This window comes from Enterococcus sp. DIV1096b (assembly GCF_050498765.1).
In the GTDB taxonomy this organism is placed as follows: Bacteria; Bacillota; Bacilli; order Lactobacillales; family Enterococcaceae; genus Enterococcus_D; species Enterococcus_D entomosocium.
Map to the genome: position 1 here is coordinate 3,499,618 of NZ_JBMHEK010000001.1, position 21,828 is coordinate 3,521,445.

General features: G+C 45.7%; 18 protein-coding genes. 5 read left to right on the forward strand and 13 right to left on the reverse strand.

The features are described 5' to 3' along the window. Positions 1-5: 5 nt before the first annotated feature. Positions 6-1,082: an FAD:protein FMN transferase gene (locus IGJ17_RS16410; protein ID WP_005232994.1), complete on the reverse strand. Its 1,077-nt coding sequence runs from the start codon at positions 1,080-1,082 to the stop codon at positions 6-8. 259 nt (positions 1,083-1,341) lie between these two features. After that, positions 1,342-2,280 carry an extracellular electron transfer flavoprotein PplA gene (gene pplA, locus IGJ17_RS16415; protein WP_429961611.1) on the reverse strand — a complete coding sequence of 313 codons (939 nt, stop codon included), beginning with the start codon at positions 2,278-2,280 and terminating at the stop codon, positions 1,342-1,344. Between the two features lie 270 nt (positions 2,281-2,550). Here pplA and IGJ17_RS16420 point away from each other — a divergent pair, with 270 nt between their 5' ends. The 4 genes from IGJ17_RS16420 (at position 2,551) to IGJ17_RS16435 (ending at position 6,674) form a co-directional block, all read left to right on the forward strand. Beyond that, positions 2,551-4,491, forward strand: coding sequence for an NAD(P)/FAD-dependent oxidoreductase (locus tag IGJ17_RS16420; protein WP_429961612.1), 1,941 nt, complete (start codon positions 2,551-2,553; stop codon positions 4,489-4,491). A gap of 206 nt (positions 4,492-4,697) precedes the next feature. Continuing rightward, positions 4,698-5,105 carry a NusG domain II-containing protein gene (locus tag IGJ17_RS16425; protein WP_010748871.1) on the forward strand — a complete coding sequence of 136 codons (408 nt, stop codon included), beginning with the start codon at positions 4,698-4,700 and terminating at the stop codon, positions 5,103-5,105. 10 nt (positions 5,106-5,115) lie between these two features. Next, the gene (locus tag IGJ17_RS16430; RefSeq protein WP_005232987.1) at positions 5,116-5,676 is read left to right on the forward strand and encodes a Gx transporter family protein; all 561 of its coding nucleotides are present in this window, start codon (positions 5,116-5,118) and stop codon (positions 5,674-5,676) included. Positions 5,677-5,687: 11 nt separating this feature from the next. Then, positions 5,688-6,674, forward strand: a complete 987-nt coding sequence (locus tag IGJ17_RS16435) for a polyprenyl synthetase family protein (protein WP_008381732.1) — start codon at positions 5,688-5,690, stop codon at positions 6,672-6,674. Between the two features lie 75 nt (positions 6,675-6,749). Here the strand turns inward: IGJ17_RS16435 and IGJ17_RS16440 are convergent, their stop codons facing one another. Continuing rightward, a complete protein-coding gene (locus IGJ17_RS16440; protein ID WP_008381730.1) occupies positions 6,750-7,538 on the reverse strand; it encodes a response regulator transcription factor in 789 nt (262 codons plus the stop codon). Positions 7,539-7,749: 211 nt separating this feature from the next. Between IGJ17_RS16440 and IGJ17_RS16445 the strand changes: the two genes are divergently transcribed. Continuing rightward, entirely contained in the window at positions 7,750-9,105 is a 1,356-nt protein-coding gene (locus tag IGJ17_RS16445; protein ID WP_260607013.1) for an aldehyde dehydrogenase family protein, read from the forward strand. 117 nt (positions 9,106-9,222) lie between these two features. On the opposite strand, the gene gor is transcribed toward IGJ17_RS16445, so the two are convergent. The 10 genes from gor to def form a co-directional block, all read right to left on the reverse strand. Then, positions 9,223-10,569: a glutathione-disulfide reductase gene (gene gor, locus IGJ17_RS16450; protein ID WP_142437279.1), complete on the reverse strand. Its 1,347-nt coding sequence runs from the start codon at positions 10,567-10,569 to the stop codon at positions 9,223-9,225. A gap of 93 nt (positions 10,570-10,662) precedes the next feature. Then, complete coding sequence (locus IGJ17_RS16455; protein WP_008381725.1) at positions 10,663-11,904, reverse strand: peptidase U32 family protein; 1,242 nt, start codon at positions 11,902-11,904, stop codon at positions 10,663-10,665. 13 nt (positions 11,905-11,917) lie between these two features. Next, positions 11,918-12,838 (reverse strand): peptidase U32 family protein, encoded by a 921-nt coding sequence (locus IGJ17_RS16460; RefSeq protein ID WP_142437280.1) that lies wholly within the window; start codon positions 12,836-12,838, stop codon positions 11,918-11,920. Positions 12,839-13,107: 269 nt separating this feature from the next. Further along, positions 13,108-15,588 carry an ATP-dependent Clp protease ATP-binding subunit gene (locus IGJ17_RS16465; RefSeq protein ID WP_008381720.1) on the reverse strand — a complete coding sequence of 827 codons (2,481 nt, stop codon included), beginning with the start codon at positions 15,586-15,588 and terminating at the stop codon, positions 13,108-13,110. Positions 15,589-15,593: 5 nt separating this feature from the next. After that, on the reverse strand, positions 15,594-16,061 hold the full coding sequence (locus IGJ17_RS16470; protein ID WP_005230319.1) for a CtsR family transcriptional regulator: 468 nt from the start codon (positions 16,059-16,061) through the stop codon (positions 15,594-15,596). Positions 16,062-16,284: 223 nt separating this feature from the next. Further along, positions 16,285-18,288 (reverse strand): Stk1 family PASTA domain-containing Ser/Thr kinase, encoded by a 2,004-nt coding sequence (pknB, locus tag IGJ17_RS16475; protein WP_429961613.1) that lies wholly within the window; start codon positions 18,286-18,288, stop codon positions 16,285-16,287. Continuing rightward, entirely contained in the window at positions 18,285-19,025 is a 741-nt protein-coding gene (locus tag IGJ17_RS16480) for a Stp1/IreP family PP2C-type Ser/Thr phosphatase (protein ID WP_005230317.1), read from the reverse strand. The genes pknB and IGJ17_RS16480 overlap by 4 nt, the downstream gene beginning before the upstream one ends. A 14-nt stretch (positions 19,026-19,039) precedes the next feature. Continuing rightward, entirely contained in the window at positions 19,040-20,398 is a 1,359-nt protein-coding gene (gene rsmB / locus IGJ17_RS16485) for a 16S rRNA (cytosine(967)-C(5))-methyltransferase RsmB (RefSeq protein WP_086332808.1), read from the reverse strand. Continuing rightward, on the reverse strand, positions 20,388-21,341 hold the full coding sequence (gene fmt, locus IGJ17_RS16490) for a methionyl-tRNA formyltransferase (protein WP_429961614.1): 954 nt from the start codon (positions 21,339-21,341) through the stop codon (positions 20,388-20,390). Before fmt ends, rsmB begins: the two co-directional genes overlap by 11 nt. Then, entirely contained in the window at positions 21,334-21,825 is a 492-nt protein-coding gene (gene def / locus IGJ17_RS16495; RefSeq protein WP_005230314.1) for a peptide deformylase, read from the reverse strand. Before def ends, fmt begins: the two co-directional genes overlap by 8 nt. Between the last annotated feature and the right edge of the window lie 3 nt (positions 21,826-21,828).

A 21,828-nucleotide genomic window follows, 5' to 3' on the forward strand; every position in this document is an offset into this window, starting at 1 on the left:
TCCTCCTATTCTAAATCAGCACGATCACCCATCGTGTAGCCTGATTCCTCTGAAAGTTCAAAGGTATCTTTGATACCGTCGGTTACATACACTTTATCTTCTTTTGTGATAAAGATCGCATCGGTCCCCTTTTCGGTATGCTGTTCGATATAAGCCAAGCCTTCTTTGACCCCTTTATCAAACGCCACCGTAGTCAACCCGTCACCATCGATGGATTTGTCGGTGATCACAGTCACACTTGCTACATCGCTATCGTAAGGATAGCCAGTCTCAGAATCAAAAATATGGTGATACGTTTTGCCGTCTACTTCTAAGTAGCGTTCGTAGATCCCTGAAGTAACCACTGTTTTATTGGTTTCTTTGATACTACCGATAATCGAGCCGCGAGATTTGTTCGGGTCTTGGATTCCGACATTCCATGGCTCATCTGTGCCACGGTTACTATGACCTAACACATAGACATTCCCGCCCAAATCGACGATCGCGGAAGTCACGCCATTGTCCTTCAACACTTTGACGACTTCGTCCGTGATATAGCCTTTAGCGATCGCCCCAAGGTCAAGGATCATGTCCTTGTCTTTTAAATAAACGGTTTGATCTTCATCGTTAAACTCGACTTGTTCATAATTGATATGTTTCAATGCTTCATCGATCTCAGATTGCTCTGGCTTGCGGGCATCATCAAAGCCGATTCGCCATAATTGGGTGATGGCACCGATGGCCATATTAAAGCCGCCTTCTGATCTCACACTGTAATCGTAAGCTTCTTTTAGCAAATAATAAATATCATCCGAAACCTTCACTGGTTTGATGCCAGCTTGCGCATTGATTTCATCGATCTCTGATCCTGCTTGGTTGATGGTGATTTTATCGCCTAATTCTCTGATGCGGTCAAAGGCTGGCTTCATAGCGTCCTCTTTGCCTTCATCATAAATGCGGATTCGAGTATAAGTGCCTAATAAAAATTCTTCTTGAAAATATGGTTCTTCCCGCAGCGTCGTTGCTTCCTGATTACTGCCACAAGCTGCCAACATTGTGCCTAAAAAAACAAACATCAGAAAAAACGTTACTTTCTTTTTCATGATTTTCCTCTTTTCTATTGTCTTCAACCTTCATATAATAGCCTTTTTTTGGCAGAATGAAAAGGGGCATTCCGTGATTTCTCAAGGTATTTTAGGAATCCTTAATCGATGCTTTCCATCATTAAAGAACCCATTTCTTTTTAAAAAAAGTACTCACCAGATTGCTTTTTTTTGCACGAACTTTCCCCCTCTCATGGTTGTCCACAAAAAAAACAGCATTCAAAACGAATGCTGTCCTCTTCATTCAAAAAAGTTGTGATTATTCAGTAACGAAGTTATCGACTTCAATTGTTGTTTGGTCACCTTTTTCAGCTGCATTCAACAATTGTTGTGCATAGATAACAAAGCTGTGGAAGCTGTGGGTTGCACCAGAAACAACGTCCATATCAGCAACAGAACCATCTTCGGCATTGACTGCAGAAACAAAAGCTTCATTGAAGTTTGGAATGAATTCTTCTGGACTTGTACCAGATTTAGCTTCCATGTTTTCGTTGTATGATGCATCATCTTTTTTCGACTCGCCGGCTTCGTTTAGGTAGTCGTAGTTTGATTCAGAGATTTTGCCGTCAGCCACAGTCATTGAGAAGACTACGCGGTAACCATTTGAGTAGTTCTTTTCTTCTAATGTATAGGTTCCGTCTTGCAAGTCGGCACCATTGTCGATTTCAATGGTTTCCGTGTTGCCTGCTTGCGCCGCTTGGATCAATTGTTGTGCATAGTTTTGGAAGGAATCAAAGGAATGAGTCGCGCCAGAAACTACTTCGATTGAAGAAGGGCTTTGTGCGGCAACTAATTCTTCATTGAATTTAGGAATAAATTCTTCTGGGCTGATGCCTGCTTTTTCTTTCATCGTTTCATTGTATTCAGTGTTTTCTGTTTTTGATTCGCCATCAGCATTCACGTTGTCATATTTTGATTCAACGATTTTGCCGTCTTTGACTGTGATCTCAAATGTGACACGGTAGTCGTTTTTATAGTTCTTTTCTTCTAAACGATACGTCCCATCTTGCATTGGCTCGCCCGCAACAACGGTTGCTTCCGTGCTTTCTGTTGATGCTGAATCGCTTGCAGAAGTTTGTGATGTACTTTCACTAGTTGACGAAGAAGCTGTGTTATTGTCATCTGCTCCGCAACCCCCTAACAACATTGCTGAGAATGAAAATACCGCCATACCTACAATCAATTTCTTTGTTTTCATAATTATCCACCTTTTACTTGTTTATTTTCCCCACAAAAAAGTTTGTGATACATCTAACATTGTAAAGTAAATTTACGATATGTCAACCGCTTCCTTTCCGCTTTTTTACGGAAAAAGGACTTATTTTTTGATTTTCGCAAGTTTTCACGAATTTCAGGAAATATGCGTTTTTTTCATCAGAATCGTTAGACAAATGAACCATTTGTCTATATAATAGGAACGATTGTGTAATTATTATCATAGATTATTTTTATTAAGGAGAGATTTGCAATGGCAAAGAAAAACATTGTCGTTGTCGGTGCCGGTTATGCAGGCGTTTCTGCTACGAAGTACATGGCAAAGAAATTGAAAAAAGACAATGATGTTGATATAACATTGATCGACCGTCACTCTTATCATACGATGATGACTGAACTGCATGAAGTCGCTGGAGGACGTGTAGAACCTACCGCAATTCAATATGACTTGCAGCGCTTGTTCTCACGCAAGAAAAATGTTCGTTTAGTAACCGATACAGTAACTGGGATCGATAAAGAAAATAAAACCGTCCAAACAAAATTAGGTAGCTATTCATTTGACTACTTGATTTTAGGGATGGGTGGCGAACCGAATGACTTTGGTACACCTGGCGTTAAAGAAAATGGCTTTACTTTATGGTCATTTGACGATGCTGTCCGCATTCGCGAACACATTGAAAAAACTGTCGCAAAAGCAGCGATCGAACCAGATGCAGCATTACGCAAAGCAATGTTGACCTTTGTCGTTTGTGGTTCTGGGTTTACTGGGATCGAAATGATCGGTGAACTGATCGATTGGAAAGATCGTTTAGCTTCCGATTATAAATTGGACCCAAGTGAAATCAGCTTGAAAGTTGTTGAAGCAATGCCAACGATCTTGAACATGCTTGATCGTAACGATGCAGCCAAAGCAGAACGCTACTTGAAGAAAAACAATGTTGATCTTGTCTTGAATGCACCAATCGTTGAAGTGGCACCTGATCACATCAAACTAAAAGATGGTTCAACAATCCCAACCCACACATTGATCTGGACTGCCGGTGTCAAAGGAACTAGCGATGCTGCTGATTTCGGTTTAGAAACCGCTCGTGGATTCCGCCTAGTTGCCAATGAGTTCATGGAAGCAAAAGGCTACGAAGACAAAAACATCTATATTATTGGTGACTTGGTTTACTTCGAAGAATTCCCGAATACACCAACACCACAAATCGTGCAAGCAGCTGAACAAACAGGTCACACTGCAGCAACGAACATCGTTTCAGCCATCAAAGGCGGCGAAAAACATAAATTCAAAGGAAACTACCAAGGATTTATGGTTTCCATCGGTGCCAAATGGGGCGTGGCGAACTTATTCAATAAGATTCACCTGAGCGGTTTCTTAGCGATCATTATGAAACACATCGTTAACTTGAAATACTTCTTTGATATTCGTTCTGGTTACTACATGTTCCAATACTTGATGCATGAAATCTTCCACATCAAAGATGACCGGACAGTAGCCCGTGGTCACACGTCTCGTTACGGTAACGTCTTGTGGAGTGTTCCGCTTCGTATTTTCTATGGTCTTGTCTGGTTCGTTGAAGCCTTCAAGAAAATTTTAGGTACGAATGGGGAAGTCTTCAAACCTGGTACTTGGTTCGGTGAAGGTTCTTGGTTCCAAGGCAACAGCGTATTCCCTTGGACTTGGGAATATCAAACAGTCGCTGATGCAGCAAGTGGTGCTAGTGAAGCAGCCGATGCAGCAAGTGCCGCTAGTGGCGCCGGCGAAGCAGCCGATGCAGCGACACAAGCCGCACACTTTGGTTTGAGCTATGCTTACGGTGAACAACCAATGATCGTGATCGAAAAATCACCTGACTGGTTCACAAAAGTTATGCAATTTATTATGCCAAACAACGACGTTGCAATGTTCTTCCAAAAATTCATGGTCTTCTTTGAAATTGCTTTAGCTCTTGCATTGATGGCTGGTCTCTTCACTTGGTTAGTGAATGCAACGACCATCGTTTTAGTGTTGACTTTCTGTATGTCTGGTATGTTCTACTGGGTAAACATCTGGTTCATTCCAGTTGCGTTTGCCTTGATGAACGGTTCAGGACGCGCAGTCGGTTTAGATCGTTGGGTAATCCCATGGTTGCAACGTACCCTTGGAAAATGGTGGTACGGTACCCCTCGCTCCTTATATGGCAATAAATAAGCCAGCAAAATAGAATAACTGTACGACTTCATGAGACTAAGACATTCTGATTTTCAATCAGTGTCTTGGTCTCTTTCCAAGTACAGAACTTTTTCTTGATCGTCCTTGCACAGAAATCGGTGGATTATTGAGGATTCAGCTAGTAGAATCTTGTCTTCTTATGCTAGAATGAGACACATCACATGAAAGAACAGGAGTCTTTTTTGATGAAACTAAAAGAATTTATCCGCGATGCCCATTTAAAACCATGGGATGGCGTCATCATACTTGTTTTGATCCTCAGCTCTTTTTTACCGATTTTTATTTTTGGCCAGACGCAAACGGCTGACAAAGAAGCCGTCTTGCGGGTCGATGGGACAGAAATCAAACGTTTTGACTTAGTTGAAGGTCAAAAAACGTACACCTATCTTTATGAAGATGAAGACGGGGATACCAATTTACTGGAGATCGAAGGCGATCGGATCCGAATCAAGGAAGCTGATTGCGGCGACCAGATTTGTGTGCGCCGTGGCTGGGCCAGTAAAAATGGGGAAACCATCGTCTGTCTACCTCATAAATTGGTGATCGAAATCCAAGCCGCAGATGGGAGTGAGACCGACGATCTAATCTATTGATCGTTTGCTTATGAGTCGATTACAACGAATAATTTTCATCTCACTGCTGGTCGCCCAAGGGGTCGTGATTGGTTTAGTTGAAAATATGATCCCTTATCCATTTGCCTTTGCGCCTGGTGCGAAACTAGGTTTGGCAAATTTAATTACCATTATTGCTTTGTTCACCATGCCGAAAAAAGACAGTTTTCTCTTGATTTGGCTAAGACTGATTTTAACGACGTTACTAGGAGGAACGGTTTCGACCTTCTTATATAGTATGAGTGGTTCCTTACTGAGCTACTTTGGGATGTCTTTGGTGAAACAGTTGGGGCCTAAGCGTGTCAGTATCATCGGCATTAGTGCGGCTGGCGGTTTCTTGCACAACGTCGGACAGTTGATCACCGCCTCATGGATCGCTCAATCCTGGAGCGTGATGCTCTACTTGCCGGTCCTGTCTTTCTTTGGGATCTTGTCCGGGATCGCTATCGGGATCGCCGCCAACTACTTGCTGCGTCGTGTTGAAACACTGCGCCGTTTTCAAATTGATTATGAACGCCAGACCAAAGTCAAATGGCGCTCGGATTCAGAATAAAGGAGTTAATTATGAAACTTCATTCCATGTGGCAAGAGTATCCAGCACTGCAAGCTGACTTATCTGCCTCCTTGCAATTGATGGAAAAATCATTAAAACTAAAAAACAAAGAGGTCGAACAAGCGATCCTGTCCATGATCCATTCAGGTGGAAAACTGCTGCGTCCTGCTTATCAGCTGCTCTTTTCTGCTTATGGCAGCGACAAAGATCGCGAAAAAGCCGTCGCATTGGCGGCTTCGATCGAGATGCTCCACACTGCTTCGCTGATCCACGACGATATCGTCGATCATGCGGACACCCGCCGCAAGCTGCCGACCATTCGTTCCGAATTTGGCAACGATGTCGCTGTCTATGCTGGTGATTACCTCTTCGTCTGCTGCTTCAAATTGATGGCGGATTATGCTAGCTCCATGAAAAGCTTGCAAATGAATTCCCGTAGTATGGAAAAAATCCTCGCCGGCGAATTAGGGCAAATGAGCAAACGATACGATTTGTCCGTCACCGTCGAGGATTACTTAGAAAACATTCGCGGCAAAACCGCTGAATTGTTTGCCTTAAGCTGCTTTATCGGGGCTTACGAAAGCGGCACCTCCTTGCGCTTTGCCAATCAAGCCCGTGAGATCGGCGAAGCCATTGGCCTTGCCTTTCAAATCATGGATGACGTCTTGGATTACAGTCAAGATGCGACTGCCTTAGGAAAACCAGTATTGGAAGATGTTCGGCAAGGCGTCTATTCTTTGCCGCTGTTGATGGCATTGAAAAATGACCGCCAACAACTGTTGCCACTGCTGGAAAAACAAGCTGCCATGACTGAGGCGGATACCCATGAAGTCTATCGGATCGTCCAAGAAAGCGCCGGGATTGACGAAGCCAAGAAACTCGCTGCCGACTACACGAAAAAAGCTTTGCAAGCGATCCAGAAATTGCCTGAGACCAAAGATGAAACCAAAACATATCTTTATCAGATCACTGCTCAGATCCTTGGGCGAAGCAATTGATCTAATGAATGAACACTAAAAAGCATGGTCGCCGCTAAAAGCGATCATGCTTTTTTAGTTGAGCAAGGGGATCCCTTATGAACTCATTTCCCTTTGGGCAAACACCAAATCTGCAGCAACATAGGAAGAGGTAAAGGTTTTGCGGTATTGGTTCGGTGTATAGCTGGTTTCACGTTTGAAGATCCGGGCGTAATAACCCGCATCATCATACCCCACTTGTTCAGCGATAGCAGCAATGGAATCCTCCGTAGTAACCAGCAGCTTTTTGCTTTGTTCTATTCGATAAAACGTCAAATATTTAGTAAAAGTCATCCCAGTGGCTTCTTTAAAAATCCGGCTGATATAGTTGCGATGCATGTGGCTGAAAGCAGCAAGGACATCTAAGGTGATCGGCTCTTGATAGTTGAGATGGATGTATTCAATGATCTGATTGACTTGTTCAGCAATATTATCAGTGATCGCTGACGTGGAGTAGTGCAATAGGGAAATTTGATTCAACGAGAGAATACTACGGTGGATACTGTGCTGAAGCTCTTGCTTGCTTAAAGGCCGCACTAAGTAATCGATGGCTCCGCAGCGCAGTGAGCGATGAAGATTGTCGAAGTTCTTCGTCTCATCAATCAAAATCAGTTTGATGTTCGGCTGTTTTTTCATGACTTCGGCTGTCCAATAAAAAGGATCTTCGGCCTCATTAGAGATTGACAAGATGAGGATATCAACGTGTACTTTCCCAGCGATCGCTACCGTTTCAGCCATTGTCCAAGCATCTTGCAAGAGCGTGGCGTTAAAAAAATCTTTTCTGACCACTTGTTTTATCTGATTTCGTTCCTTTTCATCTGGGGTGGCAACTAAAATGTAGCACATGAAAGCAACTCCTTTCCGTGTTCTCTTTTTCAAATTATATCATATTTAGTCATTTACAATTAAATTTGTTTCTTTTTGTGAACAATACTGACGCATGTTAAAAATATAACAACCTTGGATAAAATTGTCCTGAAACAGCATAGAACCCTCCTAAAGAAAACGCTTACTTTCACATATAATTAAAGTATAAAAAACAAGGAGGATGATTGATATGATGACAGAGACAACAGTGCACAGCCCCTTAACACTGGTTGATTCCTTAATGAAGCAAGCGTCAGACGCCCAAGAACTTTATCGTACTGCCTCGCAAGAAACGGTTGATTACGTGGTGAGGAAAGCTGCAGAGAAACTGACCAGCCACTCGATGCACTTAGCAAAATTGGCACTGGAAGAAACCGGCTTTGGAAACGCAGAAGATAAAAACATCAAAAATTTATTTGCCAGTGAAATATTATATAACAGTATCAAAGATATGCCGACGGTCGGGATCGTAGAGGAAATGCCTGAGAAAAAGATGCTGAAAATCGTTACGCCATTGGGTGTCCTAGTTGCCTTGATCCCTTCCACCAATCCTACATCCACCACGATTTTCAAAGTACTTTTGGCATTAAAAACGAAAAATGCGATCATCTTATCCCCTCATCCCCGAGCGCTGCAGGCAATCAAAGAGACCGTGTCCCTCTTTAAAGAGGTACTGCAAGAATGCGGATTGCCGATCGATTTGGTTCAATTACTAGAAGAACCGACGATTGAGGATACCCAAAAGTTGATGGCACATCCTGATACCGATCTAATCTTGGCTACTGGTGGAAAAGCGATGGTTCGAATCGCATATTCTTCGGGCAATCCAGCAATCGGTGTCGGCCCTGGTAATACCCCTGCGCTACTAGAAAAATCTGCGGACATCGCGAAAGCCGTTGATCAGATCATCCGTAGCAAAACCTTCGATTATGGGACGATCTGCGCCTCTGAACAGGCATTAGTCGTTGAGCAATCGATCAAAGAGGCAGTGATCTCTGAATTGAAAGCAAATCACGGCTACTTTTTGAATCAAGAAGAGTCCGAAAAGCTGGCTGATTTTATCACCACGGCTGAGGGCGGTCTGAATCCCCGGATCATCGGTCAGCCAGCAGTTAAAATTGCCGAAATGAGTGGTCTGTCGGTCCCAAGTGATACGAAAATCCTCGTTTCGGAACAGACGGCCATCGCTAAGGACAATCCCTATGCACGGGAGAAACTTTCGCCGATCCTGGCTTTTTATACCGTGGCTGATGCCGAGGAAGGTATTCGTTTTTGCCAAGAATTGCTAAAGATCCAAGGTGCTGGACACACCGCTGTCGTTCATACCAAAGACGATACCTTTGTTCGTGAATTTGGGCTGGCGATCCCTTCTGCCCGAATCTTAGTCAATACCCAAGCAGCTTTAGGAGCCATCGGGGGCACCACGAACTTAAATCCTTCCTTGACTCTAGGTTGCGGTTCCCATGGCGGCGGCAGTACTTCAGAAAATATCCATGTCGCCCAGCTTTTAAACACTCACTACATCGCTTACGATGTCGAAAAATAAAGAAACTAGGTGCTTCAAGATAAGCGGCTGAACAATACAGCCGCTTCCTTTCATAAAAACGAGCAGGGAAGAACGATCAATTCGTTTTCCCTGCTCGTTTTTTCTTCTATTTATTAGTTAGCGCATCGTCACAAATTCTTCTGACCCCGTCGGATGAATGGCAACGGTTTGATCAAAGTCTGCTTTTGTAGCACCCATTTTGATGGCTACAGCGAAGCCTTGCAGCATTTCATCGACACCGATCCCGATGCCGTGCAGACCGATGATTTTTTCTTCTTCTCCTAAGCACACCAATTTCATCTCACATTTTTGGCGATACTCATTTAAAGCAAAGTACATCGGTGTAAAGCGCGAACGATACACCTTTATCTGCTCTTGGCCGTATTTTGCCAAGGCTGCTTCTTCGGATAAACCAATCGTGGCAATCGGTGGATGCGTAAAGATGACCGTCGGCACTAAGTGATAATCCAAGTACGCATCGCTTTGACCGTTGAACAAGCGTTCAGACAAGCGACGACCGGCGGCGATCGCAACCGGGGTTAAATCTAATTTTCCAATGACATCGCCCACTGCAAAAATCGAGTCAGCTGTGGTATTTTGATATTTGTCCACAATGATAAACCCTTTTTCATCCAATTGGACATCGGTGTTTTCCAGACCTAACTTATCCGTATTCGGCACGCGACCACCAGCAAAAAGGACGCAATCGCCGGTCAAGGTTTCGCCATTTTCAAAGTGAACGAGATACTCGTCACCTTCTTTAATGATACGAGAGGCAACGTAGCCTGCATAAGTTTCGATTCCTGATTCTTGGTACATCTCCACGAGATTATCCGCAAGCATCTTGTCAAAGGTTCGTAATGGCCGCTCTTTGCGGTACGCCCAAGCCACTTGGCTGCCCAGCTGTTGGCTGACCCCGCTGATTTCGGCTGCGATGTAGCCTGCCCCTAAGACGACCATACGCTTTGGTGCTTCTCGCAACGCAAAAAAACCATTCGAGTCAATGGCGTACTCACCGCCGGAAATATTCATCGCGCTAGGTTTTCCACCGGTGGCAATCAAAATGTTTGCTGCATGGTAGTTTTCCCCATTGACGGTAACCGTGTGGTTATCCACAAACTGTGCATAACCGTGGATAACTTCTACATTGTTACTGTCTAAGCCTTTTTGATAGGCTGTGTGTAAAAAATCAATGTATTTTTCACGGTTATCCACAAGCTCAGTAAAATTAAATTTATCCACATGTGGATAAATGCCGTAGCTAGTTGCGTCCCGCTTGATCATTTCTAACATCTCACTGGCTTGCCACATAACTTTTTTCGGCACACAGCCGACATTGACACAGGTGCCGCCTAATTCATTGCCTTCGATCAATAATACTTTGGCGCCGTGCATTCCTGCTCGATTGGCTGAGGCGATCCCGCCGCTGCCGCCGCCAATTACTATGTAGTCGTATGTTTCCATATTTGTTGTTTCCTCCTTAAGATTGTCTATGTTCTCATCGATCCTTTTTGGCTGGATTGATTCAACAAAAAAAGCCGAGAGAAACTCTCGACCTTATTTTTTCTTCCGAATCATGTCTCCGACTTCCACCGGTTCTTTGACCGGCATCGTCAGCAGCATCATAGGATTTGGTGCACGATCGATGGATTCACCGTCTTCATTATACATGACTTCGACGGTTTGGTGAAAGTGATGGAATCCGGGACCGTAAAATTCGATTTCATCGCCGACGGAAAAGTGGTTCCGTTGCCGGATCGTAGCTGTTTTCGTTGCCGGATCATATGCCATGACTTCCCCAATAAACTTGTATTGTGGAATTTTCCGACGTGGACCAAACAACTGCTCATTTTCACTCGGGGTATCATAGTAAAAGCCTGACGCAAGCTCGCGCTGCGCAACTTTCCACAGTTCATCGATCCATTCTTGTTTGCAGACATAGTTCTCTGGATCGGCCATGTAACTGTCCACGGCTGCTTTATAAACGTTCGCCACGGTTGAAACATAGTGGATCGATTTCATGCGGCCTTCGATTTTGAAACTATCCACGCCGTTTTCAATCAGATCAGGGATATGTTCGATCATCGACATATCCACGGCACTCATGGAGAATTCTTCTTCCACTGTCCCATTCTTGGTCAAACTGTTTCGTTCCGTTGCAAAGGGCATGTCAAACAGATCATATTTCCAGCGGCAAGATTGCGAACAGCCGCCGCGATTAGCGTCTCGCATCGACATATGATTGGACAAAGTACAACGGCCAGAATACGAAATACACATGGCGCCATGAATAAAGGCTTCGATCTCCACGCTGGTATTTTTGCGGATTTCAGCGACTTCCTCCATCGACACTTCCCGGGCGAGGACTACCCGTTCTAGGCCTTCTTCTCGCCAAAATTCCAACGTTTCATAGTTCGTGGCACTGGCTTGGGTGGACAAATGGATCGGTAGACCCGGCGCTTCTGTTGCGCAGATCTGGATCAAAGCTGGATCAGAAACAATCACGGCCGAAATACCGACATCTCGCAATTCCCGAAAGAACTCCCCTGCACCTTCTTGATTGCCCTCATGAGTCACCATGTTGGCTGCTACATAAACTTTTGCGTTGTGGGCTTTGGCAAAAGCTACCCCTTCCGCCATTTCTTCATAGGTAAAGTTTCCCGCGCGACTCCGTAGGCCATAGGCATTGCCGCCTATATAGACAGCGTCAGCGCCATAGTGGATCGCTGTTTTTAATTTTTCTAACGTACCAGCTGGTGCTAACACTTCTGGTCGTTTCAATGCTTGTTTAACGGTCATTTGTTCTTGCTCCTTACTTGATATCGTCAGGATCGATGGCATAAAATCCAGTGTCTAACCCACGTTCTGCCGGATGAAGTTGGGCAACTTGTTCACTGAGCACAGCAGCTTGCTCTGCTTGCCACTCCCCACTTTCTACAAGGGTCTTGGCTTGGGCAAACAGTTTAGCAATTGCCACAAAGGCTGCCCCTCGTGTATAGATTCCGTCCAACTTCCAGGTTTGAAAGCCTGTTTCGGCTAATTCCGCCAGCTGCAGCAGCAAATTAATGTCGTTATTGGCAAAAATGTGCGTACCGTGGCTATCTTCATAAATGGAATAGTGGGTTTCTTCTTTTTTCGGTTCGGATAAAAACAACCCCCGGTCGTGGTTCTTTCCTTCCGATTGTTGGGTATAGTTATAATAATTTTGTAAAAGCGGACGCTTCGATTGGTGAATGCAGGTCGCACCATAAACCAATACTTCCACAGGAATATTTAGTTGCGGGGCCATGATTTTCATTTCCTCGAAAGGAACTTCTCGCGCTAAAACGGCTGCCCTTGCCCCTTTTTGTCCCCAAAAATTGATTTGACGAGCGCTTGTTACTAAGGTTTCCCCTGCATAGATAAATGGCAAGGCACATTCTGGATTTTGCTTCATGCGGTAAATGATCCCAGGATCTCCGAGAGCGATTTGATCGGCTTGATTGGTCTTCAGAAATGCTAGGTATTCTGGAATCAGCTTCATTTTTTCTGGGTGCATGATGCCATTGACCGCGATCGTCACTTTCTTTCCAGCTTCGTGGGCCATGTCGATCAGTCTGATTTGCTCTTCACGAGAAAAAGAGGCCGGTAGGCGCAGCCCAAATGTCTCTTCTCCAAAAAACAATGTATCAACATAAGGGAACAGCTGCTGTGCTTGCTCGATCGATTCCACCGTGGCGATAATCTCAACCATAATACTCCTCCTTTTTTCAACTCATTCATAGTATCACACAGCAGGATTCTTTCCAAGAGGTCTCGTTACTCTTTTTTTCACGAATAGCGCTTTGCTCATTAATCAATCGTTGTCATAAAGCTATTTAGAAGGATATTTTTTTGTGAATCATCAATCATAATCAGTGGATACTTCTTGATCACTACTAGACATAGCATGACAAAAAAGCGGCGTTCCTATGGATGCCGATTGCTCGACCATAGAAACGCCACTGCCGTTATTGGCTCGACTTAAACTTGTTGCAAGACCCGTGCTTGTCCCTCTTTGACATTGAGGGTGATCGATCCTTTGGAAGCACCGATCGTCACTTTGTCACCTAAATGAATTTGTCCTGATAGGAGTGCTTCACTTAAACGGTCTTCGACTTCTTTTTGCAAGGCCCGACGAATCGGCCGTGCCCCATATTCTGGATCAAAACCAGCTTTACCGATCACATCAATGGCAGATGGCGTGATCTTCAATTGGATGTCTTGGTTGCCTAATCGTTTGATGATCGCTTTGCTCATGATCTTCACGATCTCGTGGATCTCCCCTTCACCTAAGGATTGGAAGACCACTGTTTCATCCACACGGTTCAAGAACTCTGGACGGAAGGCTTTTTTCAGCTCTTCTAAGATCCGTTTTTGCATCGCTTGGTGATCTTTCGTTAAATCAGTGACATTAAACCCAACGCTTTTTTCTTCGCGGATTTGTTGGGCACCGATATTAGAGGTCATGATCAAAATCGTGTTGCGGAAATCGACCTTCCGACCTTTGGCATCCGTCAAATGACCATCATCTAGCACTTGCAAGAGGATATTGAAGACATCGGGATGGGCTTTTTCCACCTCGTCCAATAAGATGACGGAGTATGGTTTTGAACGGATTTTTTCCGTCAATTGCCCACCTTCATCGTAGCCGACATAGCCTGGCGGTGAACCGATCAAACGGCTCGTGCTGTATTTTTCCATAAATTCGGACATATCGACACGAACCAAGGCATCTTCACTACCAAACATCGCTTCTGCTAAGGCTTTGGCAAGCTCGGTTTTCCCGACACCGGTCGGGCCTAAGAACATGAAGGAACCAATTGGACGGTTCGGATCTTTCAACCCACTGCGGGCGCGGCGGATCGAACGAGCGACTGCCTTGACTGCTTCTTCTTGGCCAACTACCCGTTGATGCAAGATCTTTTCAAGATCCAACAAGCGTTCGCTTTCTTTTTTCTCCATCTGCTGCAAAGGTACGCCGGTCCATTGGGAAACGACCGTAGCAACATCTTCTGCAGTAACACTATCGGCATAGCCTGATGCTTCTTTGACTTCCATAAACGCTACTTCCGTCAGCTGTTGGGTCAATTTCTTTTCCTTGATCCGTAAACGAGCTGCTGCTTCAAAATCTTGCTGACGAATAGCGGCTTCTTTTTCTTCGATCAAGTTGGCGATCTCGTTTTGCAGATCTGCCAATTCTGAACTTTCATCGGTTTTGTCTAAACGCACTTTGGCAGCTGATTCATCCATCAAATCGATGGCTTTATCTGGTAATTGGCGCGAATTGATGTAACGCACGGACAGTTGCACAGCGGCGTGTAACGCATCATCAGAAATTTCCACCCCATGATGTTCTTCATAACGAGGACGCAAGCCCCGTAAAATTTCTTCCGCTTCTTCTGGTGTCGGTTCGTCAACTTGCACCCGGGCAAAACGGCGTTCTAATGCAGAATCTTTTTCAATGTATTTTTGGTACTCATCTAGTGTCGTGGCACCGATGGTTTGCAATTCCCCACGGGCTAAGGCTGGTTTCAGAATATTCGAGGCATCAATCGCCCCTTCTGCTCCGCCGGCCCCAATCAGTGTATGCAATTCATCAATGAATAAGATGATTTGACCATCTTGATAGATCTCATCAATGATTTTTTTCATTCGGTCTTCAAATTCGCCCCGGTATTTCGTTCCGGCAACTAAAGCCCCCATGTCCAGCATCATCAAACGCTTGTTTTGCATGTCTTCTGGGACTTCCCCATTGATGATTTTTTGGGCTAAGCCTTCGGCGATCGCGGTTTTCCCAACACCAGGTTCCCCCACGAGAACAGGGTTGTTTTTGGTCCGACGGCTAAGGATCTGGATCAGGCGTTTGACTTCTTTGGCACGACCGACAACAGGATCCAACCGTTTTTCACGGGCTAATTTGGTCAAATCACGGGCTAAGGAATCCAAGGTTGGTGTTCCTTGCTGCGCTTTGGCTTGGGCTGGACGACGACGACCAGCACTTCCGTTGGTTTTGCTTTCATTGAAGCCCATTTTTTTCTTCAAAAGCTGACGCATTTTCGCGAGACTCAAGCCGAGATTCAGCATGATTCGTGAAGCCAAAATGTCTTCGTCTCTTAATAAGCCTAATAATAGATGTTCGGTACCAATCTGCGGTGCCCCTAAACGCTTGGCTTCATCCCCTGCATAAGCAAATGTATGTTTTGCTCGTGGTGAATACGCGAGATAGGCATTTTCTGGGTATTGACGAACGGTGCCGTACCCTGTTAAATGTTCGATTTCTTCACGAATATCGTTTTCTGTGATATTCATTTCCCGTAACGTTTTGCCGGCGATCCCGTTTTGTTCAATGACCAGTGCCAATAGAATATGTTCAGAACCTACCGCTTGGTGCTTAAAGTATTTTGCTTCTTCTTGGGCGATAGCCAAAACGGCTTTCGCGCGTTGGGTGAATAATTCATCCATCTCTTTCACTTCCTGTCTTCGTAACTTAATCGTTCTAGAATTGCATGGAGCAAATCAGCTCGTGTTCTATTTTCATAAGGAGAACGTCCTAGAACTGCTTTCGCGATGACGGTCAATAATAAGTTGCCTTCTCGCTTGGACAGGATTCCTTCCTCATAAAGTTTCTGGATTATTGCATACGCATCTTTTTCCGAGATGGTTTCATCGAATAGTTGATTCATTTCTTTTAAGTAGTGGTGGCTGTCCGTGATTTTGACTTTTTCAATCCGAATATAGCCGCCCCCGCCGCGTTTGCTTTCAACCGCATAGCCTCTTTGAACGGTGAAGCGGGTATTGATCACGTAGTTTATTTGTGAGGGCACGCAGTTGAACAAATTTGCCATTTCCGCGCGACGAATCTCAATGGTTTCACTATCTTCAAGAATTTTCTTCAAATACGCTTCAATCAAATCGGAAGTATTGTGATGACTCAATTCATTCCCTCCCTTGACTAATTCTGACCTTCATTATACCCAATTTTTGAATCCTTGGAAAGATGTACGCTTGCACAAATGGCAGGACTAAAGGAAATTTTAAAGACACCTGTGCCTCACTATAAGGTTTAGAAACAAAAACAAGCAGCTGGACGGGGAACAAAAAGAGAATTCTTTGGTCCCCGAAGGCTGCTTGGTTAAAGTATTTGGTTTTAGCTAGTTTCTAATCACTTTCTGAGCTACTTTCACTCGTAGCGCTTGAATCAGAGGAATCATCTGAACTACTGCTTGGCGTCGATGAGGACGAATCATCTGGTTCAGGTCCTCTAGAGATCGTGACCGTTACAGTAGAGCCAACTTCGACGGAGGTTCCGGCACCTGGAGAGACACGGACAACATGTCCAGCTGGTACCGAGTCATTATAGCCGTCCTCTTCCTCAAAAGTTGAGTCCAATCCCGCTTCATTCAAGTCTGCTTCTGCATCGGCTTGGCTTTTCCCAACGATTCTTGGTACATTGACCATTTCCTGCCCACTGCTGACCGTCAAAGTGATGGTCGTTTGGGAAGTCACCACCGTTTCACCTGTTGCGGGTGCTTGGGCGATGATCGTGCCTGATGGTTGACTGCTAGATTGATAGTTCACTTCGATCTGTGATCGGTCGACACCACGAGAAGTCAATGCTGCTCGTGCATCTGCCTCTGTCATGCCATAATAGTTGTCCATTGCGAAGCTATCTGGTCCGGAGCTGACCTTAAAGGTGATTTCGTCTTCTGCTGGGGAAACTTCCCGCCCTGCTGCTGGTGATTGACTGATAATATCCCCTTCATCGACATCATCTGACGACTCTAGCTCTTCTTTGATTCTGTCTTCATCAAAGCCCAAATCGATCAACTCTTTTTTGACATCATCAAAGGAGCGACCTTCATAGTCATCAAGGGTGATTTTCTTGGTTCCGCTACTGATGTAGAGGGTCACGACGGAATTCTTTTTGACTTCATTGCCTTCTGGCGGATCGGTCTTGACGACATTGCCTGCTTCGACTTCATCGTCTTCGATTTCTTCTACTTCGTCTGCCACTTGTAAGCCAGCGGCTTCCAGTTCGGCCCGGGCGGCCGCTTCTGTCTGGCCGTTGACTTCAGGAATCGCTACATCCCCCCGACCACCGCCGAATAGGAAGTAACTGCCTATGCCTAGCAGTGCGATCACCATAATGACCGGCAGCAGCAGCCAGCGTTTGCGTTTTTTCTTTTTCGGTTTCGCTGATTCTTCGGCTTGATCCGCAGCCGTTTCTGCCACGGGTTCTTCCACTGGCGGCGTTTCAACTTGGGCTGCTTCTACAGGGGTCAGCACTCTCGTTTCATCCATCAGGGCATGAGGTTCCCATCTCAGTTCATTGAGTCGATCAGGTGACAATACAGTATCAAGATCCGCTCGCATTTCATCGGCAGTTTTGTACCGATCCGCCGGTTCTTTGGCGGTTGCCTTCAATACGACGTTTTCCAACGATTGCGGAACATTTTTGTCATAGATCCGAATCGAAGGGATCTCATCTTGGAAATGTTTCAAGGCGATCGTTACGGCTGATTCGCCATCAAAAGGTACTTTGCCGGTTAAAATTTCATAGAGAATGATCCCAATCGCATAAATATCTGATTGATTGGTCGCCATACTGCCTCGTGCTTGTTCTGGTGAAAGATAATGCACCGAGCCTAGCATCGAGTTGGTTTGGGTGATCGATGTTTCTGATAGGGCGATCGCGATCCCAAAATCGGTGATTTTCACCACGCCGTCTTCATTGATCAGCACATTCTGGGGCTTGAGGTCCCGGTGAATGATGCGGTGTTGATGGGCCAGCGCTACCGCTGATAAGATTTGTTGGATGATATCAACGATCTGCAAATAAGGTACTGGATAGTGCGTTTGGATATAGCGCTTGAGATCCATCCCTTTGACATATTCCATCACCAAAAACTGCATGCCGTCTTCTTCGCCGACATCATAAACGGTTACGATGTTGGGATGAACCAGCTCAGTCGCCGCCAATGCTTCTCGTTGAAAGCGCCGAATCGCACTTTGGTCGTTTTGGAAGTCAAAACGAAGCACTTTGATTGCCACTTCACGGTCTAAGATCAAGTCATGCGCCAAAAACACATTTGCCATTCCGCCGCTGCCGATATTGCCGATGATTTTGTATCGGCCGTTTATCTTCTTCCCAATTTCGATCATGGGCGCTCTCCTCCAACTTTAATCAATAATACCGTGATATTGTCGACACCGCCGCGTTCGTTGGCTTGATCGATCAATGATTGCACTGCTTCTTCCAGCACAGGGGTTTCTTGGATCGTTGCTGTGATCTCTTCATCTGAGACCATGTTGGTCAATCCGTCTGAACACAGCAGCAAATAATCCCCGTCTGCAATAAAGTGGATCGCCACATCGACTTCGACTTCGCTTGGCATGCCGATCGAGCGGGTCAAAACGTTTTTGCGAGGATGATTCAAGGCCATTTCTGCTGTGATTTGTCCTGACTTCACCAATTCATTGACCAGTGAATGGTCCTCTGTGATTTGGGTCAGCACTTGATTGCGTAAAAGATAGGCACGGCTGTCCCCGACATTGGCAATCGTAAACTGGTCGCCTAATAAGGCCACAGCAATGATCGTGGTGCCCATGCCGCTAAGTTCTTCTTGTTCTTGTCCTTTTTGGAAAATCACTTGGCTTTCTGCTTGGATTTTTTGGATCAGCCATTGGGCAGTTTTTTCACTGTCTGTCAGCTCTGTCTGTTCCCAAGCGGTGCCGATCTCACTGACTGCTTGACGGCTAGCGACATCTCCGGCCCGGTGGCCCCCCATGCCATCGGCAAGCAAGGCCAATGTCACATTGGCTTTATTTACATAGGTTGCTGCAAAATCTTGGTTTGTGTTGCGACGTTTGCCGACATCTGTTTGAAAACGAATCTCCAATTTCTTTCACCTCGTTACTTTTTGCGTAGACAACTGATAAAAAAGCCATCTGTCATAAAATCTTGCGGATAGATCGTCAACATATCCTCTTGAACAGCTTCGGCTGCCAGCGGTCCTACCGCAAGAGGCATTTGCTCAAATTCAGGATGGTCAGCGAGAAACGCTGCCACGACTTGTTGATTTTCTTCCTCTAGAATCGTACATGTGCTGTAGACCATTATACCCGATTTTTTCAAGGTTGGGGCGGCACTTTCCAAAATCTCTCGCTGAATCCGCGGCAAGCGTTGGAAATCGGCCTCCGTCTTGCTGTATTTGATGTCCGGCTTACGGCGCATCAACCCTAATCCAGAACAAGGGGCATCCACTAAGATGCGATCAAATTGTTCGGGGGCAAAGGTTTGAGCCGTCTCTCGGGCATCCATCACGCGGGTTTCCACAACTGCTTCTACGCCTAAACGTTGGGCATTTTGCTGAATCAGCTTAACTTTATGGGCATGGATATCCAGTGCTGTCACTTTGCCGCCCTCTGCGGCAGACAAGAAGGCAGCGATATGGGTCGTTTTGCCTCCTGGTGCGGCGCACGCATCCAATACTTGATGGTCCCGGGCTACTTGTAAAACGGGGGCAACCAGCATCGAACTTTCATCTTGGATCGTCAGTAAGCCTTCTTTGTAGAGGGAAGAGCCCGCCATAAAGCCTTTGTCAGCCACAACCCCATAGGGGGAAAGCTCACTTGGTCGTGCGTCAATGCCTTCTTCTTGCAGCCGTTCGATCGCTGCTGCTTGCGAGATGCGCTGCAGATCGATACGACCACTGGCATGATTGGGTTCAAATAGGGCATAGCCTAGCTCACTGGTTTCTTCGATCCCAATTTGTTTGACTAGTTTCTTCGTTAGCCATAAGGGCAGGCTGATTTCCGTTGCTAAACGTTCCATTGGGTCTTTAATCAATGCCAAGTCTGGCACTCCTTGTCGTTGGATCGTGCGCAGCACGCCATTGACGAATTTACCAGTCCCCGGATTGCCTTTGGCTTTCGCAATATCCACGGCTTCATGAATGATGGCATGGGCGGGTACTTTATCGAGATACAGCATCTGATACAAGGAAAGCCGCAGCAGCGTTTTGACCCACGGGTCGACTTTGCGGGCATTTTTAATAAACCGGTCCAAATAATAATCCAATAAAAGCTGACGACTGATGGTGCCGTACACCAATTCAGTCAGTAAGCGACCGTCCTTGTCATTTAAACGCCCTTGATTCATCAATTCCCGCAGCAGTAGATTGGAATAAGCACCGCCTTTTTCGATTCGCAACAACGCTTCTAGTGCCACAAAACGCACTGTATATTGTATGTCTCCAAGATTACGCTTCATAGGTACCTACCTGATCCCCTTTTTGAATCTGTTGTCCACTGCCGTTTAAGAATGCAGCAATGTCTTGTCGGCCTTTTCCAGCTGGCTGCAATTCATCGATAGTCAATACCGTGCCTTCCCCACAAGCGATCAGCAACGTTTTTTTCGTCCGTTCAATGATCGTTCCTGGTTCGGCTGTCGTCGTTTGCTCCAGCGGTGTTACTTGCCAAAGTTTCCAGCGGTTGCCATTTTGTGTCGTAAAGGCGATCGGCCATGGTCGCATGCCTCGGACTTGGGCATCGATTTGCACCGCCGTTTTCTGCCAGTCGATGGCTTCTTGTTCACGGCTGATATTTGGTGAAAAGGTGACTTTTGCTTCTTCTTGCGGGACAGGCTGCAGCTCTCCCGACAAGATTTTCGGCACAGTTTCCAGCAGCAAGTCTTTGCCTAATAGGCTCAACTTATCAAACATCGTCCCCACATCATCTTGGGCCGTGATGGGCAAATGAGCTTGAGCAAAAATACCGCCAGCATCCATTTTTTTGATCATTTCCATGATGGTTACACCCGTTTCTTGCTCGCCTTCCATGATGGCATAATGCACAGGTGCTCCGCCCCGATATTTCGGTAGTAGGGACGCATGAACGTTGATAGCGCCATACTTCGGTACTTCTAGTAAAGCACTAGGTAAAAATTGGCCGAAAGCTGCCGTGATCAGCAGATCAGGTGCTAAAGCTTGAATTTGCTCCATTTCTGGTGACCCACTGATTTTTTCTGGTTGTAAAACCAACAAGCCATGCTTCAACGCCGCTTCTTTGACGGGTGTCGGAGTGATGGTTTTTTTGCGACCGACGGGACGATCCGGCTGGGTCACGACTGCTGCCACTTCATAGCCGGCTTCAAGCAAGCCTTCTAAAATTGGGACGGAAAACGCCGGGGTACCCATAAAGACGATTTTAGTCATTTTCATGTTCCTCCATATACTTTTCTAAGTCTTCTTCAGGAATGCGCTCGACGAGCTTGTCGACAAACAGCACGCCATTTAAATGATCGATCTCATGCTGCATCGCACGCGCCAAGTAGCCGAATGCTTCCACTTCCATTTCTTCTCCTTCTCGATCGAAATAGCGGACAGTGATCTCGTCTGCTCGTTTGACGGTCCCAAAGGTGTGGGGAATACTCAAGCAGCCTTCCACATCAAGGGATTCACCAGAAGAAGCGATGATCTCAGGGTTGATCATTTCAAAGCGATCGTCTTCTTCGACTTCCACGATCGCCACTTGCAGGTTTTTGCCGACTTGCGGTGCGGCAATACCGATCCCGTCATGGGCGACCATCGTTTCATAAAGGTCGTCTAGTAGCTGAACGAGCTCATCGGTAATTACTTTGACGGGTTTTGCTTGCCGACGAAGACGTTCATCGGGGGTGATAATAATAGGATAACGCATATT

Coding starts and splice junctions, on each gene's coding strand:
- IGJ17_RS16410 (WP_005232994.1), bottom strand. CDS start 1,082: ATGAAAAAGAAAGTAACGTTTTTTCTGATGTTTGTTTTTTTAGGCACA.
- pplA (WP_429961611.1), bottom strand. CDS start 2,280: ATGAAAACAAAGAAATTGATTGTAGGTATGGCGGTATTTTCATTCTCA.
- IGJ17_RS16420 (WP_429961612.1), top strand. CDS start 2,551: ATGGCAAAGAAAAACATTGTCGTTGTCGGTGCCGGTTATGCAGGCGTT.
- IGJ17_RS16425 (WP_010748871.1), top strand. CDS start 4,698: ATGAAACTAAAAGAATTTATCCGCGATGCCCATTTAAAACCATGGGAT.
- IGJ17_RS16430 (WP_005232987.1), top strand. CDS start 5,116: ATGAGTCGATTACAACGAATAATTTTCATCTCACTGCTGGTCGCCCAA.
- IGJ17_RS16435 (WP_008381732.1), top strand. CDS start 5,688: ATGAAACTTCATTCCATGTGGCAAGAGTATCCAGCACTGCAAGCTGAC.
- IGJ17_RS16440 (WP_008381730.1), bottom strand. CDS start 7,538: ATGTGCTACATTTTAGTTGCCACCCCAGATGAAAAGGAACGAAATCAG.
- IGJ17_RS16445 (WP_260607013.1), top strand. CDS start 7,750: ATGATGACAGAGACAACAGTGCACAGCCCCTTAACACTGGTTGATTCC.
- gor (WP_142437279.1), bottom strand. CDS start 10,569: ATGGAAACATACGACTACATAGTAATTGGCGGCGGCAGCGGCGGGATC.
- IGJ17_RS16455 (WP_008381725.1), bottom strand. CDS start 11,904: ATGACCGTTAAACAAGCATTGAAACGACCAGAAGTGTTAGCACCAGCT.
- IGJ17_RS16460 (WP_142437280.1), bottom strand. CDS start 12,838: ATGGTTGAGATTATCGCCACGGTGGAATCGATCGAGCAAGCACAGCAG.
- IGJ17_RS16465 (WP_008381720.1), bottom strand. CDS start 15,588: ATGGATGAATTATTCACCCAACGCGCGAAAGCCGTTTTGGCTATCGCC.
- pknB (WP_429961613.1), bottom strand. CDS start 18,288: ATGATCGAAATTGGGAAGAAGATAAACGGCCGATACAAAATCATCGGC.
- rsmB (WP_086332808.1), bottom strand. CDS start 20,398: ATGAAGCGTAATCTTGGAGACATACAATATACAGTGCGTTTTGTGGCA.
- fmt (WP_429961614.1), bottom strand. CDS start 21,341: ATGACTAAAATCGTCTTTATGGGTACCCCGGCGTTTTCCGTCCCAATT.
- def (WP_005230314.1), bottom strand. CDS start 21,825: ATGCGTTATCCTATTATTATCACCCCCGATGAACGTCTTCGTCGGCAA.